Genomic DNA, 16436 nt, shown 5'->3' with positions numbered 1-16436 from the left:
ACGACTACGTAGAGGTGAAGAAGAGATGCCGCTGACCCCCGAGGACGTGCGGAACAAGCAGTTCACGACCGTCCGCCTCCGAGAAGGCTATGACGAGGACGAGGTCGATGCCTTCCTCGACGAGGTCGAGTCCGAGCTGACCCGCTTGCTCCGCGAGAACGAGGACCTGCGAGCCAAGTTGGCTGCGGCGACCCGTGCGGCGGCGCAGAACCAGCAGCAACAGGGCATGCGTAAACCGCCGGAGCCGCAGGACGGCCGCGGCGGACCGGGGGCACCTGTCCCCGCCGCCATATCCGGACCTCCGGTCCAGCAGCAGCAGCCCCCGCAGATGGGTCCGCCCCAACTGCCGAGTGGTGCTCCGCAGCTGCCGGCCGGTCCGAGCCATGGTGGACAGAACCACGGCGGCCCGATGGGCGGTCCCGGTCAGATGCAGGGCGGTCCTGGTCAGATGCAGGGCGGCCCCATGCAGGGCAACCCGATGCAGGGTGGCCCCATGCAGGGCGGTCCTGGTCAGATGCAGGGCGGCCCCATGCAGGGCAACCCGATGCAGGGTGGCCCCATGGGTGGGCCTCCGCAGATGGGCAACCCGATGCAGGGCGGCCCCATGGGCGGTCACCCGCAGCAGATGCAGCAGATGCAGCAGCCCGTTCAGGGTGGCGACAGCGCCGCTCGGGTGCTCTCGCTCGCACAGCAGACCGCTGACCAGGCGATCGCGGAGGCCCGTTCCGAGGCCAACAAGATCGTGGGCGAGGCTCGTTCGCGCGCCGAGGGCCTGGAGCGGGACGCCCGCTCCAAGGCCGATGCGCTGGAGCGGGATGCGCAGGAGAAGCACCGCGTCGCGATGGGCTCCCTGGAGTCCGCGCGTGCCACGCTGGAGCGCAAGGTCGAAGACCTCCGTGGCTTCGAGCGGGAGTACCGCACCCGTCTGAAGTCCTACCTGGAGAGCCAGCTGCGTCAGCTGGAGACCCAGGCGGACGATTCGCTGGCTCCGCCGCGCACGCCGTCGGCCGCTTCGCTGCCGCCCGCGCCTTCGATGGCTTCCGCGGGTGCGAGTTCCATGGGCCACTCCATGGCCGGCAGTTCCTCCATGGGCCAGTCCATGGGCGGTGGCCAGGCGATGGGAGGGGCTCCCTCCTACGGTGGTCAGCAGCAGATGTCCCCGGCGATGACTCAGCCGATGGCGCCTGTTCGACCGCAGGCACCGCAGCCGATGCAGCAGGCGCCCGCGCCGATGCGCGGCTTCCTGATCGACGAGGACGACAACTGACAGGCGAGCACGCGCTCAGCGCGTAACCTTCTCGGCAGTCGAGGGGCCGTGCCCAGGACACCAGTCCTGGGCACGGCCCTTTTTCCATGGGGTATTACTCGGTCATGGGTACCTGGCCCGTTTCCCTGTGCCCATCACAGGCCCTTTCCAGCGTGGTGTAGTTCAGCGATCTCGCCGGGCACCCGCATATACGGAGGTCCCTGGTGCGTTGTCGTCGGGACAGTCGGTTGTCCTGCCCAAGGGGGGAGTGCTGTTAGTTCGGTGGTCAACGGGCGGGCGATCGCGAGCGTCTTCACCGTCACTTCCCGGTTCCATGGGGTCCCTTGAGCAAGACGAAGCCGGGGCGGCCCTCATGGAGGACCGCCCCGGCGTGACCGCGGAAGCTACTGCTTGCGCAGATGGAAGGTCAGCGACAGTGAATCGTCGGTGAAGGAGGGGCCGTATGTGTCGTCCGGTTCCGATCCGGTGAACGACGTGGCCAGCACCTCGTCCGCGATGAGGGACGCATGGGCGGTGAGCGCCTCCGTCGTGGATGCGTCCGATGAACTCCACACCACCGCGATCCGGTCCGCCACGTCGAGTCCGCTGTTCTTGCGGGCTTCCTGGATGAGTCGGATGGCGTCACGGGCCAGGCCCGCGAGGCGCAGGGCGGGGGTGATCTCCAGATCGAGCGCCACTGTGGCGCCCGAGTCGGAGGCAACCGACCAGCCCTCCCTCGGGGTTTCGGTGATGATGACCTCGTCCGGGGCCAGGGAGATCGTCTCGCCCTCGACCTCCAAGGTCGCCGTACCGCTCCGCAGGGCGAGGGAGAGTTCAGCGGCGTCCGCTGCGGCCACGGCTTTGGCCACCGCCTGGACTCCCTTGCCGAACCGCTTGCCGAGTGCACGGAAGTTGGCCTTGGCCGTCGTGTCCACGAGCGAACCGCCGACCTCGGAGAGGGAGGCGAGTGAGGAGACGTTGAGCTCCTCGGTGATCTGTGCGCGCAAGTCGGCGGAGAGCGCGTCGAAACCATTCGCGGCCACCAGGGCGCGCGACAGCGGCTGACGGGTCTTGACGCCGGACTCGGCCCGGGTCGCTCGACCCAGTTCCACCAGCCGTCGCACCAGCACCATCTGCCGGGACAGTTCGGGGTCGATCGCGTCGAGGTCGGCGTCCGGCCAGGAGCTGAGGTGGACGGACTCCGGAGCTTCCGGCGACACCGGACGCACCAGGTCCTGCCAGACCCTCTCCGTGATGAAGGGGGTGAGCGGGGACATCATGCGGGTGACCGTCTCGATCACGTCGTGAAGCGTCCGCAGTGCGGCCGGGTCACCCTGCCAGAAGCGGCGGCGGGAGCGGCGCACGTACCAGTTCGAGAGATCGTCGACGAAGGCCGAGAGCAGCTTTCCTGCGCGCTGGGTGTTGTATCCCTCCATCGCCTCGGTGACCTGGTCCACCAGGGCGTGGAGTTCGCTGAGCAGCCAGCGATCCAACACCGTGCGGTCGGCCGGGGCCGGATCGGCCGCGGAGGGGGCCCAGCCGGAGGTCCGTGCGTACAGGGCTTGGAACGCCACGGTGTTCCAGTAGGTGAGCAGGGTCTTGCGCACCACCTCCTGGATGCTGCTGTGACCCACGCGGCGCGCGGCCCAGGGAGAACCGCCGGCCGCCATGAACCAACGGACGGCATCGGCGCCGTGCTGGTCCATCAGCGGGATCGGCTGAAGGATGTTCCCCAGGTGCTTCGACATCTTCCGGCCATCCTCGGCGAGGATATGGCCGAGACAGACCACGTTCTCATAGGACGACTTGTCGAAGACCAGGGTCCCGACCGCCATCAACGTGTAGAACCATCCACGCGTCTGGTCGATCGCCTCCGAGATGAACTGCGCCGGATAGCGCTTCTCGAAGATGTCCTTGTTCTGGTACGGGTACCCCCACTGGGCGAAGGGCATCGAACCCGAGTCGTACCAGGCGTCGATGACCTCGGGCACGCGTGTCGCCGTGTTCGAGCACTGGGGGCAGTCGAAGGTGACGTCGTCGATGTAGGGACGGTGCGGGTCGAGCGCCGACTGGTCGGCGCCCGTCAGTTCGGACAGTTCGGCCCGGGAGCCGACGCAGGTGAGGTGGTCCTCCTCGCAGCGCCAGATGGGCAGCGGCGTACCCCAGTAGCGATTGCGGGACAGGGCCCAGTCGATGTTGTTGTTCAACCAGTCGCCGTACCGGCCGTGCTTGACCGAGTCCGGGAACCAGTTGGTCGCCTCGTTCTCCGCGATCAGTCGGTCCTTGACCGCGGTGGTGCGGATGTACCAGGAGGGCTGTGCGTAGTAGAGCAGCGCGGTGTGACAGCGCCAGCAGTGCGGGTAACTGTGCTCATACGGGACGTGCCGGAAGAGTCGGCCGCGCGCCTGGAGGTCCGCGGTGAGCTTCTCGTCCGCCTTCTTGAAGAAGACGCCGCCGATGAGCGGGATGTCCTCTTCGAAGGTGCCGTCGGGGCGGACCGGGTTCACCACGGGCAGTCCGTAGGCCCGGCAGACCTTGAGGTCGTCCTCACCGAACGCGGGGGACTGGTGGACCAGGCCCGTACCGTCCTCGGTGGTGACGTACTCGGCGTTGACGACGTAGTGCGCCTCGGCCGGGAACTCCACCAGGTCGAACGGGCGCTCATAGGTCCAACGCTCCATGTCCGCGCCGGTGAAGGTCGTTCCGGTCAGCTCCCAGTCCTCGCCGAGGGCCTTCGCGACCAGCGGTTCGGCGACGACGAGCCGCTCCTCGCCGTTCGTGGCGACCACATAGGTGACGTCGGGGTGCGCGGCGACGGCGGTGTTGGAGACCAGGGTCCACGGGGTCGTCGTCCACACCAGCAGGGACGCTTCGCCGGCGAGCGGCCCGGAGGTCAACGGGAAGCGGACGAACACGGAGGGGTCGACGACCGTCTCGTACCCCTGTGCCAACTCGTGGTCGGACAGACCGGTGCCGCACCGGGGGCACCAGGGCGCCACCCGGTGGTCCTGGACGAGCAGTCCCTTGTTGAAGATCTCCTTCAACGACCACCAGACCGAGTCGATGTACTCGGGCTTCATGGTCCAGTAGGCGTCGTCGAGGTCGACCCAGTAGCCCATGCGCTCGGTGAGCTCGGCGAAGGCGTCCGTGTGGCGGCCGACGGATTCACGGCACTTGGCGTTGAACTCCGCGATGCCGTACGCCTCGATGTCCTTCTTGCCGGAGAAGCCCAACTCCTTCTCGACGGCGAGTTCCACCGGCAGTCCATGGCAGTCCCAGCCGGCCTTGCGGGCGACGTGGTAGCCGCGCATGGTGCGGAACCGGGGGAAGACGTCCTTGAAGACGCGGGCCTCGATGTGATGGGCGCCCGGCATGCCGTTGGCGGTCGGCGGGCCCTCGAAGAAGACCCACTCGGGGCGGCCCTCGGACTGGGCGAGGCTCTTGGCGAAGACCTTGTTGTCGCGCCAGAAGTCGAGCACGGCGTGCTCCAGCGCGGTCAGGTCGACCTGGGCGGGCACCTGGCGGTACTGCGGGGGTGTCATCGACGAACTCCTCCGGCGGACAGTTTCTCTTCCGTCGGAGGGACGAGAGCGAATCGCTCCCGCGGTACCACCCTCCTTGGCGGCGCAGGGCGCACCGCCCCCTCATTGGGGTCGCGCAGTCGGGTCTACTCGCCTGACGGCTTTCTTCCGACGGCTCCGGGGTGATGCTTCACATCGCGCTCGCCCCCGGGCTCTCACCGTCCCCGGGTCGCTCATGGCTGCGTACGACGCTACTCGTCCCCATCCAAGCCTTTCGCTTCGGCCAGTGTAAGGGGCGCCGTGGGTGATCACGACCGGCATTTGTCGAGTACGGCGAAGGCCCGCTGCTTGACCCGAATGGCCAGATCGACGTCCGCGGGTCTCGACGTGCCCTGGTCGCTCGCCGGGCCGGTTCGCCGGGCGGGGAGCTGGGCACAACGGATGCAGGTTCGTTTGACGGAGCGACTTACGAGCGGAATAGGCGGTGTGCCCCGTTTGCTGCGGAGCTGAGGTCGATTTATCGTCCCAGCACGATTCGCGTGCAAGATCACAATATGTGAAGGGGCCGCGGCCATGGTGGCGAAGAAGACTGCCGAGGGTGAATCGGCGTCCGGGCGATCCACCGCGGCTGCGGCGAGCGCCGGGGGAACGGAAGGCTCTGCCGACGCATCTCCCGGGGCGGTGGAGAAGGCCGCTGCCGGCGACCGAAAGTCCGCTCCGGCGAAGAAGGTGAAGAAGGCGGCGGCGAAGAAGGTCGCAGCCAAGGCGACTGCAAAAGCCAAGACGACTGCGAAGAAGGCGACCAAGAAAACCACGGCCAAGACCACGGCCAAGACCACGGCCAAGAAGACGGCGAAGAAGGTCGTGGCTAAGAAGAGCGCGACGGGGAAAGCGTCGGATCGAACCGGCGTGCGAGTACCCCCGAAGAAGACCGCGGCTGCTCAGGCCGCACACAGCGCCGCATCCGCGGCTGGGACGGCTGAGGCCGCGAAGCAGACAGGAGCCAGAACGGTGGGAACAGAGAAGACCGTGGCTGCCGGCGACGGCCAAACGGCGGTGCCCACGGCCCGCACGGTGGCTGCTGCCGGCCCGCAGGAGCTGGCGGTGCGCCCGGGCGAGGACCCATGGACCCCACAGGAGGTCGCTGAGGCCCGCACGGAGCTGGAGGACGAGGTGACCAGGCTCAACGCCCAGCTCGCCGCCTCCGAAGCCGCGCTGATGGGCCTGATGCGGGACTCCGGCGGGGGAGCGGGCGACGATGACGCCGACATGGGCTCGAAGAACATCACCCGTGAGCACGAGCTGTCCCTCGCGGCCGGCGCCCGCGAGATGCTGGAGCAGACGGAGCGTGCTCTGCTGCGGTTGGACGCGGGCACCTACGGCGTCTGCGAGAACTGTGGAAAGCCCATCGGCAAGGCCCGTATGCAGGCATTCCCCCGCGCCACACTGTGTGTGGAGTGCAAACAGAAGCAGGAGCGCAGGGGCTGAGTCCGTACGCCCGTGGCGTACCCTCGTGGTCAGTCAGGCACCTAGGTTGAGGGACTCACGTGGCAGAGGCGGAGCGGACCATCGGTACGCCGGATGTGGACGGCGACGACGCTGCGGCGTCGGCCGAGCAGCCGAAGGGCAGACGGCGGATCGCCGTGCTCTTCGGCGTGGCGGTCGTGGCGTACGCGCTCGACCTCGTCACCAAGATGATCGTGGTGGCGAAGCTGGAGCACCATCCGCCCATCGAGATCATCGGCGACTGGTTGCAGTTCGAAGCGGTACGGAACGCCGGTGCCGCCTTCGGCATCGGCGAAGCCTTCACCGTGATCTTCACCGTCATCGCCGCGGCGGTGATCGTGGTGATCGCACGACTGGCGCGCAAGCTCTACAGCCTGCCGTGGGCCATCGCACTCGGTCTGCTGCTGGGCGGTGCGCTCGGCAATCTCACGGACCGCATCTTCCGTGCACCCGGAGTCTTTGAGGGCGCTGTGGTCGACTTCATCGCTCCCAAGCACTTTGCCGTTTTCAATCTTGCCGACTCCGCGATCGTCTGCGGCGGCATCCTGATCGTGATCCTCTCCTTCCGCGGACTGGACCCCGACGGGACCGTCCACAAGGACTGATCGAGAACCGCCGCGCCCACCGCTCGTGGGCGAGTTATCCACAGGTATCGGCTCCGGCGGCGGTGCACCGTGGCGGACAAGGCATACTCGACAGGTGAGCACGCTTCCCGAGATCCGCACCCTGCCCGTACCCGATGGCCTTGAAGGCGAGCGCGTCGACGCCGTCATCTCCCGGATCTTCGGGTTCTCTCGTACCAAGGCGGCCGAGCTGGCCGCTGCGGGGAAAGTGCTGGTCGACGGCTCCGCGGTGGGAAAGTCCGAGCGGGTCCACGGCGGTGCATGGCTTGAGGTCGAGATGCCCCAGGCCCCCGCTCCGGTCCAGATCGTGGCCGAGCCCGTCGAAGGCATGGAGATCATCCATGACGACGACGACATCGTGGTGATCGCGAAGCCCGTCGGTGTGGCCGCGCACCCCAGCCCCGGCTGGACCGGTACCACGGTGATCGGTGGCCTCGCCGCCGCGGGCTACCGCATTTCCACCTCCGGTGCGGCCGAGCGCCAGGGCATCGTGCACCGACTCGACGTCGGGACCTCCGGACTGATGGTGGTTGCCAAGTCGGAGCGGGCGTACACGCTGCTGAAGCAGCAGTTCCGGGAGCGCACGGTCGACAAGCGGTACCACGCGCTGGTGCAGGGGCACCCCGACCCCATGAGCGGCACGATCGACGCTCCCATCGGTCGCCACCCCAATCACGACTACAAGTGGGCGGTCACCGCGGAGGGCAAGCCGTCGGTGACGCACTACGACCTGCTGGAGGCGTTCCGGGCCGCCTCACTGCTCGACATCAAGCTGGAGACCGGCCGCACCCACCAGATCCGGGTGCACATGGCGGCGCACCGGCATCCCTGCGTGGGCGATCTGACCTATGGCGCCGACCCCACGATGGCCAAGCGGCTGGGACTGACCCGGCAGTGGCTGCACGCCGTACGACTGGGGTTTGAGCACCCGTCCGACGGCCAGTGGGTGGAGTTCGAGTCCGGCTATCCCGACGACCTGCGTCAGGCACTCGACACGATCGCGGCGGAGAGCGCCTGACAGTGGTCCGGGTGCGAGTGGCGGAAGATCCCACGGACCGGCAGGCGTGCTTCGCCGTACGCCAGGCGGTCTTCATCGTCGAGCAGGGCGTACCCGCCGAGGACATTGAGTACGACCTCTTCGACGAGCCCGAAGCCGACACCGTGCACGTGGTGGCGGTCGACACCGAGGGTGCACCCCTGGGGACGGGCCGATTGCTCCACGGGCCGGCTGCCGCAGAGCGCACCGGAGGCGATCTCACCATCGGCTCCTTGGGTCGGCTCGCCGTGCTCCGGACGGCCCGCGGACGAGGTGTGGGCGTGGCGCTGGTGCAAGCCGTGGAGGAAGCCGCGCGTGATCGCGGGCTCAAAGCCGTGGACCTCCATGCGCAGAGTCATGCCCTCGGTTTCTACGAGCGGCTGGGCTATGTGCCCTACGGCGAGGAAATGACCGAGGCCGGTATCGCGCATCGGTCGATGAGACGAGAGCTGCACGGCTGAGCCCGAGGTGGGCGGTCGGGGGCCGGGAAGATCACGCCGTGCGGCAGGGGTCGGTCCATTCGGACAAAAAGTGCATCCCGCATGGCAGGCTGTGCCCCTGATCGTGGAGGTCTCCCACCCCGGAGGGCACACTCGTGGACCAGGTGGCGCTGCTGCTCGTCCTGCTGCTCGGAGCCGTGGTGACCGTGCCCCTCGGTGAACGGCTCGACCTGCCGCCACCCGTGTTGATGACCTTGGCCGGAGCGGGAGTCGCCTTCCTCCCCTTCGTCCCCACGGTGGAGATCCCGCCCGATTTCATCCTTCCGCTCATCCTGCCGCCCCTCCTGTACGCCGCGGCACAACGCACCTCCTGGCGACAGTTCGCCGCCAATGTGCGCCCCATCCTGCTGCTCGCGGTCGCCCTGGTCTTCGTCACCACCGTGGCGGTCGCTGCCGTCGCCCAGTCGCTCGTACCGGGACTGCCCATCGCCGCGGCCGTCGCCCTCGGCGCCCTGATCGCCCCGCCCGACCCCGTGGCCGCCACCGCCGTCGCCGGCCGGCTCGGTCTGCCGCGCCGGCTCGTCTCCATCCTGGAAGGGGAAGGGCTCTTCAACGATGTGACCGCCATCGTCCTGTACCACGTCGCCATCGCCGCGGTGGTCAGCGGCACGTTCTCCTGGCCGGAAGCCGTCGGCCAACTGGTCCTCTCGGCCGTGGTCGCCGTCGTGGTGGGACTCGCACTGGGATGGGTCACCAACAAACTGATGGGCCTTCTCGGCGATGCCACCCTTCAGGTCGGCCTCTCCCTGATGGTGCCGTTCGTCGCCTATGTACTGGCCGAGGAACTGCACGGCTCCGGCGTGCTCGCCGTGCTGACCACGGCCCTCTATCTGGCCGAACACGCCGCGGACGCCGACGATGTGATGGGTCGGCTCGCCGGCAACACCTTCTGGCGGATCATCGACACACTCGTCACCGGGGTGGCCTTCGGACTCATCGGACTCGAACTCCACACCGTCTTCGGTACGGAGGACGGGCGGGTGCCCCAGCTGCTGGTCTGGGGTGCGGCGATCACCGGCGTCGTCGTGGGCGTACGACTCCTGTGGCTGCTCCCCGCCACCTGGCTGGCGAAGAAGCTGCACTCCCGCCGTGACTTCGACGAGGACATTCCGGTGAGTTGGCGGGAGACCGTCGTCATGTGGTGGTCAGGAATGCGTGGAGTGGCCTCGGTGGCCCTGGCGCTCGCCATTCCACTGACCACGGACAGCGGGGCGCCCTTCCCCGCGCGCAATGAGATCGTCTTCGTCGCCTTCGTCGTCATCCTCGCCACGCTCCTCCTCCAGGGGCTGACACTGCCCTGGTTGGTACGCCGCCTCGGAGTGCGGGCCGACGGGGACGCCGAGCGCCGGTTGGAACACGATCTCGCCATCAGAGCGGCCAAAGCGGCCCGCCACCGGCTGCGGGAGATCGAAGCGGTGGAGGACCTTCCGGACGAGATCAGCGAGCGGCTCCTCCGGGGTGCGTACGAGGTGGGAGCACGGATCAGCCCCGACATCGTCGACGAGGACCGGCGCGACTGGTACGCGAAACGCACCGAGCGGGTACGGACGATGCGGCGCATCCAGCGGGAGATGATGTCGGCCGCACGGCACGAAGTGCTGTCCGCGCGGAGCGAGCCGGGTGCCAATCCCGAGGTGGTCGACCGGGTGCTGAGACAACTGGATGTGCACAGCTTGCGTTGATCGCCATCGCCCGCTTCGGAGCGCCCGCAGTCGGAGCAACGGTCTGGGGTCATCGGCCTCGGGTCATCGAACTGGGGCCATCGAACTGGGGTCGTCGGGGGCAAAGACGGAGCCAGGGGCGGGGATGGGCACCACCATCGCCGATGGCTCGCGCCTCCGTTCCTTCCGTACGAGCGCCGCCTAGGCTCCTGACATGGCACGTACCGTGGTGATCAGTGGCGGCGGCACCGGAATCGGCTTCGCCACGGCAGAGGCATTCGCTGCCGAAGGTGACCGGGTCGTGCTCCTGGGCCGCCGCGAGGAGGCCCTTGCCCATGCGGCCGAACGACTGCCGTCCGCCGGATACTTCGCCGTCGACCTCAGAGATCCGGCGGACGTCCTGCGCGCCGCCGCCTTTGTCGAGCGCGAGTACGGAGCGGTCGACGTACTGGTGAACAGCGCAGGTGGCAACGGCGGCCGGGAGAAGCAACACGCCCACAGCAGCCCGCTGGCCGCTCTGGCACACGACTGGACCGTGAACTTCCGGCTCAACACCCTCACCGCCGCCCTGCTCACCGAGGCGCTCAAGGAGCATCTGGCGACCCCCGGTGGCCGAGTGCTCTTCCTCAGCTCCATCGCGGCCTACCGTGGGTCGGGGTCGGTTGCCTACGGGGCGTCGAAGGCCGCCCTCCACCCGTACGCCTTCCAGTTGGCCCGGACGCTCGGTCCGCGGGGGATCACCGTCAATGTCGTGGCACCGGGGCTGGTCGAGGAAACCGACTTCTTCGGCGAACCCCTGGCGCAGGAGCGCAAGGACGCCCTGGTCGCCGAGACCGCCACCGGGCGCATCGGTCACCCCGGGGACATCGCACGGACCCTGCACTGGTTGGCGTCCTCTGCCGCAGGACACATCACTGCCCAGGTGATCCAGGTCAACGGTGGTGCGGAGCGCGGCCACTGAAGGGGACGGGCTCCCCGGGCCGCGCCAGCCGTCGGCTACGACACGTCGGCCAGTGGGGTACTTCTACGGGAACCGGTGACCACGCCACGCCACGCCACGCCGCGCCGCCCGTCAGCCGCGGCCCGTCCGTGCCGGCTCGTCCTCCGCGGTAGGGCCCTGCTTCGGCGCGCGGCCGTTCGGAAGGGCGGCCACGGCCGTCGGCTCGGCGGTGCCCAGCAATGCGGCCGGCGCGGTCGCGACCTTCGGCAGCGCGTGGGGGTGGTGCTCATGGAGCCAGCCGATCAACTGCTCGCGCACGGCGCAGCGGATGGTCCAGATGTCGTCCGCGTCCTTTGCTGTCACCACGGCACGCACCTGGATCGTCGTCGGCGTGGTGTCGGTGACCGCGAGCGACCAGTCACGTCCGTCCCACGCGGAGTGGTCCTTGATGACCTCGTGCAACTGCTCCCGCATCCGGGCCACCGGAGTGGAGTGGTCCAGATGGAAGTAGACCGTGCCGGTCATCTGCACTCCACCGCGTGACCAGTTCTCGAACGGCTTGCTGGTGAAGTAGGACACCGGCATGGTGATCCGGCGCTCATCCCAGGTCCGAACGGCCAGGAAGGTGAGGGTGATCTCCTCGACGGTTCCCCACTCGCCGTCGACCACCACGGTGTCACCGATGCGGACCATGTCACCGAAGGCGATCTGGAACCCGGCGAAGAGGTTGCCCAGGGTCGATTGGGCGGCGACACCCGCCACGATGCCGATGAGTCCGGCCGAAGCGAGCATCGAGGTGCCGACGGTCTTCATGGCAGGGAACGTCAGCAACATCGCGGCGACGGCCACGACACCCACCACGGCGATGACCACGCGTTGGATCAGGGTCACCTGGGTGCGGACCCGGCGGACCCGGGCCGGATCACGGGTGGCCGCCGCATAGCGGCTGTAGGTGGATTCGACGATGACCGTGGCGATCTTCACCACCAGCCAGGCGGAGGCACCGATCAGGACCAGGGTCAGTACCTGTCCGATGCCCGCGTGATGGTCGCGGATGGTTTCCAGTTCCGCCTGTCGGTAGTTGCCCCGCAACAAGGCGGCGGCGAGGACCACCTGGAGCGGAACTCGACACTGTCGGAGCAGACCCCACAGGGGAGCCTCGGGATGCCGTGCGTCGGCACGGCGAAGTAGCAGGTCAGCGAGCCAGCCCACGAGCAGCGTGAGCACGGCTGTACCGCCGAGGACAATCAATGGGCGCAGCACGTTCTCCATGTCTTCGAACGTAACCTGACTCCATGGACATCATGCTTCTTCATTCCGCCTATGGCCTGCGGCCCGCCGTCCGTGCGGCAGCCGAGCGTCTTGAAGCCGCCGGTCACCGGGTGTGGACCCCCGATCTGTACCAGGGGGAGACCTTCGACACGGTCGAGGAGGGCATGGCCTGCAAGGAGCGGATCGGCAAGGACGAGCTCTTGAAGCGTGCGGTGCTCGCTGCCGCGCCCTATTCGGAACGCGGTCTGGTGTACGCGGGGTTCTCCCTGGGCGCATCCATCGCCCAGAACCTGGCGCTCGGGGACACCAAAGCGCGCGGACTGCTCCTGCTGCACGGCACCTCGGACATCGCACCGAACGCTGCCGTCGACGAGCTGCCCGTCCAACTGCACATCGCGGACCCGGACGCCTTCGAGCCGCACGACTGGTTGACCGCCTGGTACCTGGGGATGGGGCGTACGGGAGCGGACGTGGAGATCTACCGCTATCCGGGCGCAGGCCACCTCTACACGGATCCCGACCTTCCGGACTACGACGAGAGCGCTGCCGAGCAGACCTGGCGGGTGGCGCTCGGTTTCCTGGCGACGCTCGGGGACAGCTGACCACGCTGGGGACAGCCGTCACCCGCGTGATGTCGCAGGGCGTGACTTCGCTGGGCCGCCCGGGGCCCGCTCGACCGTGAGGAGGAGCGGGCCCCGGTGCCGTCTGCGGCTGCTGCCGTCGAGAGTCGCCGTGGGCTCGGTGCGCACGCGTCTGGGCCATTCCGGCCCGGCCGTGGGGCGCTTGGCGGCTGCGGGCGACAGCCAGCCCGTGTGGATCAGCCCTTCAGCGCACGGTCCATGGCGGTGTTGAACTCGGTGGCCGTCGACGGCGGAGTGTCCGTGCCCTCCACGACCACCTTCTTGCCGTCGACCTTGAGGGTCGGGGTGCTGCCGACCCCGCTCTTGTCGAACGCGCCGGACATCTTCATCGCCCAGGCGTCGTACGTGCCGTCCTCGACGTTCTTCTTGAACTCGGCATTGCCCTTCAGGGCCGGTACGGAGTCGGCAACCTTCAACAGGTAGGAGTCCTTGGCGAAGTCATCCTTGCTCTCGGTGGGGTGGAACTCCTTGGAGTACAGGGCGGCCTTGAAGTCGGAGAACGCCTCCGGACTCACGTTCAGGGCGGCGCCCATGGCACTCAGCGCGTTCTTCGAGCCTTCGCCCTGGTCCATGTTGTCGATGAAGGTCGCGCCGACGAACTTGACCTTGTACTTGCCCGCGGCCAGGTCCTTCTTGATCGTCTCGCCGACGCCCTGCTCGAACTTGGCACAGGAGGGACAGCGGGCGTCCTCGTACAGTTCCAGGGTCTTCTTGGCCTCGGGCTTGCCGATGACGACGTTGGTTCCGTTGGTGCCGTCACTGTTCTTGGGCGCGGTGACGGTCTTCTCCTTGCTCACCGACTCCCAGTGGTCCGGCTCGTTGGACTGGATCACGCCATAGCTGATGCCGCCGGCAACCGCGAGTACGGCGATGGTGGAGCCCACGACGATCAACTGCCGACGCGTCTTGTCCTTCTTGGCCTGCGCCTCGCGCTCCTGGCGCAGTCGCTCCCGGGCCGCGGCCTTGTTCGCCTTGTTGTTGCGTGCACTCATGCTGAATCACTCCGTGTGATGCCGCACCGGAAGGCGCGGAAGAATGGGGGGAATTTATGAAAAGGGTGAAATGGGGTGGACCGGCCAGGCGTCGCGGCTGAAAGGGTCCACACCCGGCGTGGAGTCGACACCGCTCGTCCGGGAGAACCCATGGCGGCTGAGATCCACTCCGGATGGACCTTCGAGCGCGGGATCGGCCTGTCACCCGTCGGGACGGGCCCGCCCTGTGCGCGGTGTCCGGAAGGGGCTGGGCAGGGAGACCGTGGATGGTCACCGTCCGGCCGGCCGTCTTGACCATGACCGCCTATGACCACCGGTGGGCCAGGACCCTGACCGCCCGTGACCGCCTATGGACCGGGACCGTGACCACGTGTGACCGTGGCCTTACGGGGCCGGGCTCAGCTCAGCCGAGGGCCGCGACGGTACCGGGAGGGCCGCGCAGGCCGAGGGAGTGCACCAGGAGGGTGGTGCGGGAGGCCGTGTGCCGGGGCAGCGACCGCGCCGGGAGCCGCAGGGGGCGAGTCAGGCCCCTCGCCACGACGACGGCGAGCAGGAGCGGACGGAAGGCGAAAGCGGCCATCGTCCGCATCAGCCCCGACAGCGCCGCTTCGCCGCGCCACAGCCAGGCCGCCGCCAGCAGACCGACGGACACATGCGCGGCAAGCAGGACCCAAGGCAGTGCGGGATGCGTGGTGCCGAGCACGGTGGTGGCGCCAGGGTCCGTCCCGGCGACTCCGGGCAGGGCGGCGCCCGCGCTCCCGCCGCACAGCACATCGAGGCCCAGCGCCCTCAGCGACCCCGTGACCGGGCCGCCCCCAGGTCCGTAACAGAGGTCCTGGCCCGTGGTGAACACCGTGTCGGCGGCCAGTTCCAGCGGGATGAGGAGGCCGGCGATCCGCCAGAAGCCCCGCTCTCGGCGGGAGAGGAAGAAGGCGATCGCGAAGACGCCCGCCGAGAGCCCGGCGAGCGCGGTCCACGGCAGCGGCGAGCGGGAGAGCAGCACATGGGAAGCAGCGGACAGCGTCACGACCAGTGCCGTGAAGATCGCTGCCCGTACCGTCCTGAGCTGCATTCCCGATACGTCCATCGTCTGCGAGTGTGCCATGGCTCCCTGAGAGGAGCCTTAACGGATGCCGTTCCCCGCCAGGCCCGGGATGCGTCCGTTGCGGAAGAGGTCGACGAAGATCTGGTGGTCCCGCCTGGCCCGAGCGCCGTACTGGTGGGCGAAGTCGATCAGCAGCGCGGGGAAGCCCTCCTCGTCGGCCGCGATGGCCGCGTCGATGGCCCGCTCGGTCGAGAACGGCACCAGCGAGTGACCGCTCTCGTCGTCCGCGGCGGCGTGCATGGTGGCCGTCGCCCGCCCGAGGTCGGCGACGACCGCCGCGATCTCGTCCAGATCGTCGATGTCCGACCAGTCGAGATCCACCGCGTAGGGCGAGACCTCGGCGACCAGTTGGCCCGCGCCGTCCAACTCGGTCCAGCCCAGCCAGGGATCGGCGTGGTCCTGAAGGGCTCGCTGGGATATCACCGTGCGGTGGCCCTCGTGGTGGAAGTAGTCCCGTACGGTCAGGTCGTCGATGTGCCGGGAGACGGCGGGCGTCTGCGCCTGCTTCATATAGATGACGACGTCGTTCTCCAAGGCGTCGCTGTTGCCCTCCAGCAGGATGTTGTACGAGGGCAGCCCGGCCGAGCCGATGCCGATGCCGCGTCTGCCGACGACGTCCTTCACCCGGTAGGAATCGGGGCGGGTCAGACTGGATTCGGGCAGCGTCTCCAGATAGCCGTCGAACGCCGCCAACACCTTGTACCGGGTGGCCGCATCGAGCTCGATGGAACCGCCGCCGGGGGCGAAGCGCCGTTCGAAGTCGCGGATCTCGGTCATGGAGTCGAGCAGGGAGAAGCGGGTGAGCGAGCGGGCGACGCGCAGCGCGTCCAGCAGCGGACCCTCCGCGGTGTCCAGGGTGAACGGCGGTACGTCGTCGTCCTTGGCCCCGGCCGCCAGCGCGTGGATGCGCTCGCGGTAGGCGGCGGCGCAGACCCGGATCAACTCGCTGATCTGTCCGTCGCTCAGTGCCTTGGTGTAGCCGATCAGCGCCAGCGAGGCCGCGAGGCGCTTCAGATCCCAGGTGAAGGGGCCGACGTACGCCTCGTCGAAGTCGTTCACGTTGAACACGAGCCGGCCGTTGGAGTCCATGTAGGTGCCGAAGTTCTCGGCGTGGAGATCGCCGTGGATCCAGACGCGGCTGGTGCGCTCATCCAGATACGGGTGGCTCTCATACGGCTTGGGCCGCTCCCGCTCCAGATCGTGGTAGAAGAGGCTGGCTGTGCCCCGGTAGAAGGCGAACGCCGATGAGGCCATCTTGCGGAACTTGACCCGGAACGCCGCCGGGTCGGCGGCCAGGAGCTCACCGAACGCGGTCTCGAAGACGGCGAGTATCTCCTCGCCGCGCTCGTCGGCCGTGCCTTCGGCGGGGTGCAAAACCGGCATCGCTCTGTGC

The 16436-nt window shown here is 68.3% G+C and carries 13 protein-coding genes; 8 read left to right on the top strand and 5 right to left on the bottom strand.

The features are described 5' to 3' along the window. Positions 1-25: 25 nt before the first annotated feature. Positions 26-1267, top strand: a complete 1242-nt coding sequence (locus tag OID54_RS10730) for a DivIVA domain-containing protein (RefSeq protein ID WP_329017410.1) — start codon at positions 26-28, stop codon at positions 1265-1267. A gap of 383 nt (positions 1268-1650) precedes the next feature. Here the strand turns inward: OID54_RS10730 and ileS are convergent, their stop codons facing one another. Then, entirely contained in the window at positions 1651-4788 is a 3138-nt protein-coding gene (gene ileS, locus OID54_RS10725; RefSeq protein ID WP_329017408.1) for an isoleucine--tRNA ligase, read from the bottom strand. A 552-nt stretch (positions 4789-5340) separates the two neighbouring features. Here ileS and OID54_RS10720 point away from each other — a divergent pair. From OID54_RS10720 to OID54_RS10695, 6 genes are all read left to right on the top strand, one after another. Continuing rightward, positions 5341-6255: a TraR/DksA family transcriptional regulator gene (locus OID54_RS10720; protein ID WP_329017406.1), complete on the top strand. Its 915-nt coding sequence runs from the start codon at positions 5341-5343 to the stop codon at positions 6253-6255. Positions 6256-6314: 59 nt separating this feature from the next. Continuing rightward, the gene (lspA, locus tag OID54_RS10715; protein ID WP_329017404.1) at positions 6315-6878 is read left to right on the top strand and encodes a signal peptidase II; all 564 of its coding nucleotides are present in this window, start codon (positions 6315-6317) and stop codon (positions 6876-6878) included. 94 nt (positions 6879-6972) lie between these two features. Further along, entirely contained in the window at positions 6973-7914 is a 942-nt protein-coding gene (locus OID54_RS10710) for an RluA family pseudouridine synthase (RefSeq protein WP_329017401.1), read from the top strand. A gap of 2 nt (positions 7915-7916) precedes the next feature. Next, positions 7917-8393 carry a GNAT family N-acetyltransferase gene (locus OID54_RS10705; RefSeq protein ID WP_329017398.1) on the top strand — a complete coding sequence of 159 codons (477 nt, stop codon included), beginning with the start codon at positions 7917-7919 and terminating at the stop codon, positions 8391-8393. A 134-nt stretch (positions 8394-8527) separates the two neighbouring features. After that, entirely contained in the window at positions 8528-10114 is a 1587-nt protein-coding gene (locus tag OID54_RS10700) for a Na+/H+ antiporter (RefSeq protein ID WP_329017395.1), read from the top strand. Between the two features lie 193 nt (positions 10115-10307). Then, entirely contained in the window at positions 10308-11054 is a 747-nt protein-coding gene (locus OID54_RS10695) for an SDR family NAD(P)-dependent oxidoreductase (RefSeq protein ID WP_329017392.1), read from the top strand. A 111-nt stretch (positions 11055-11165) separates the two neighbouring features. On the opposite strand, the gene OID54_RS10690 is transcribed toward OID54_RS10695, so the two are convergent. After that, positions 11166-12305, bottom strand: coding sequence for a mechanosensitive ion channel family protein (locus OID54_RS10690; protein ID WP_329017389.1), 1140 nt, complete (start codon positions 12303-12305; stop codon positions 11166-11168). A 23-nt stretch (positions 12306-12328) separates the two neighbouring features. Between OID54_RS10690 and OID54_RS10685 the strand changes: the two genes are divergently transcribed. After that, on the top strand, positions 12329-12907 hold the full coding sequence (locus OID54_RS10685) for a dienelactone hydrolase family protein (protein WP_329017386.1): 579 nt from the start codon (positions 12329-12331) through the stop codon (positions 12905-12907). A 215-nt stretch (positions 12908-13122) separates the two neighbouring features. On the opposite strand, the gene OID54_RS10680 is transcribed toward OID54_RS10685, so the two are convergent. The 3 genes from OID54_RS10680 to OID54_RS10670 all read right to left on the bottom strand — a co-directional run bounded on the left by OID54_RS10680 (position 13123) and on the right by OID54_RS10670 (position 16426). Then, positions 13123-13938 carry a DsbA family protein gene (locus tag OID54_RS10680; protein WP_329017383.1) on the bottom strand — a complete coding sequence of 272 codons (816 nt, stop codon included), beginning with the start codon at positions 13936-13938 and terminating at the stop codon, positions 13123-13125. 403 nt (positions 13939-14341) lie between these two features. Further along, a complete protein-coding gene (locus OID54_RS10675) occupies positions 14342-15025 on the bottom strand; it encodes a hypothetical protein (protein ID WP_329027393.1) in 684 nt (227 codons plus the stop codon). 36 nt (positions 15026-15061) lie between these two features. Continuing rightward, positions 15062-16426 carry a DUF2252 domain-containing protein gene (locus tag OID54_RS10670; protein WP_329017381.1) on the bottom strand — a complete coding sequence of 455 codons (1365 nt, stop codon included), beginning with the start codon at positions 16424-16426 and terminating at the stop codon, positions 15062-15064. Positions 16427-16436: the final 10 nt, after the last annotated feature.

The organism is Streptomyces sp. NBC_00690 (genome assembly GCF_036226685.1).
Taxonomy (GTDB): Bacteria; Actinomycetota; Actinomycetes; order Streptomycetales; family Streptomycetaceae; genus Streptomyces.
This window is presented reverse-complemented; position numbering and strand designations above follow the sequence as displayed.

What these genes read in the sequence shown, in the direction of transcription:
- OID54_RS10695 (WP_329017392.1), top strand. Translation starts at nt 10,308, where the DNA reads ATGGCACGTACCGTGGTGATCAGTGGCGGCGGCACCGGAATCGGCTTC.
- ileS (WP_329017408.1), bottom strand. Translation starts at nt 4,788, where the DNA reads ATGACACCCCCGCAGTACCGCCAGGTGCCCGCCCAGGTCGACCTGACC.
- OID54_RS10670 (WP_329017381.1), bottom strand. Translation starts at nt 16,426, where the DNA reads ATGCCGGTTTTGCACCCCGCCGAAGGCACGGCCGACGAGCGCGGCGAG.
- OID54_RS10685 (WP_329017386.1), top strand. Translation starts at nt 12,329, where the DNA reads ATGGACATCATGCTTCTTCATTCCGCCTATGGCCTGCGGCCCGCCGTC.
- OID54_RS10675 (WP_329027393.1), bottom strand. Translation starts at nt 15,025, where the DNA reads ATGGACGTATCGGGAATGCAGCTCAGGACGGTACGGGCAGCGATCTTC.
- OID54_RS10720 (WP_329017406.1), top strand. Translation starts at nt 5,341, where the DNA reads ATGGTGGCGAAGAAGACTGCCGAGGGTGAATCGGCGTCCGGGCGATCC.
- OID54_RS10690 (WP_329017389.1), bottom strand. Translation starts at nt 12,305, where the DNA reads ATGGAGAACGTGCTGCGCCCATTGATTGTCCTCGGCGGTACAGCCGTG.
- OID54_RS10680 (WP_329017383.1), bottom strand. Translation starts at nt 13,938, where the DNA reads ATGAGTGCACGCAACAACAAGGCGAACAAGGCCGCGGCCCGGGAGCGA.
- OID54_RS10730 (WP_329017410.1), top strand. Translation starts at nt 26, where the DNA reads ATGCCGCTGACCCCCGAGGACGTGCGGAACAAGCAGTTCACGACCGTC.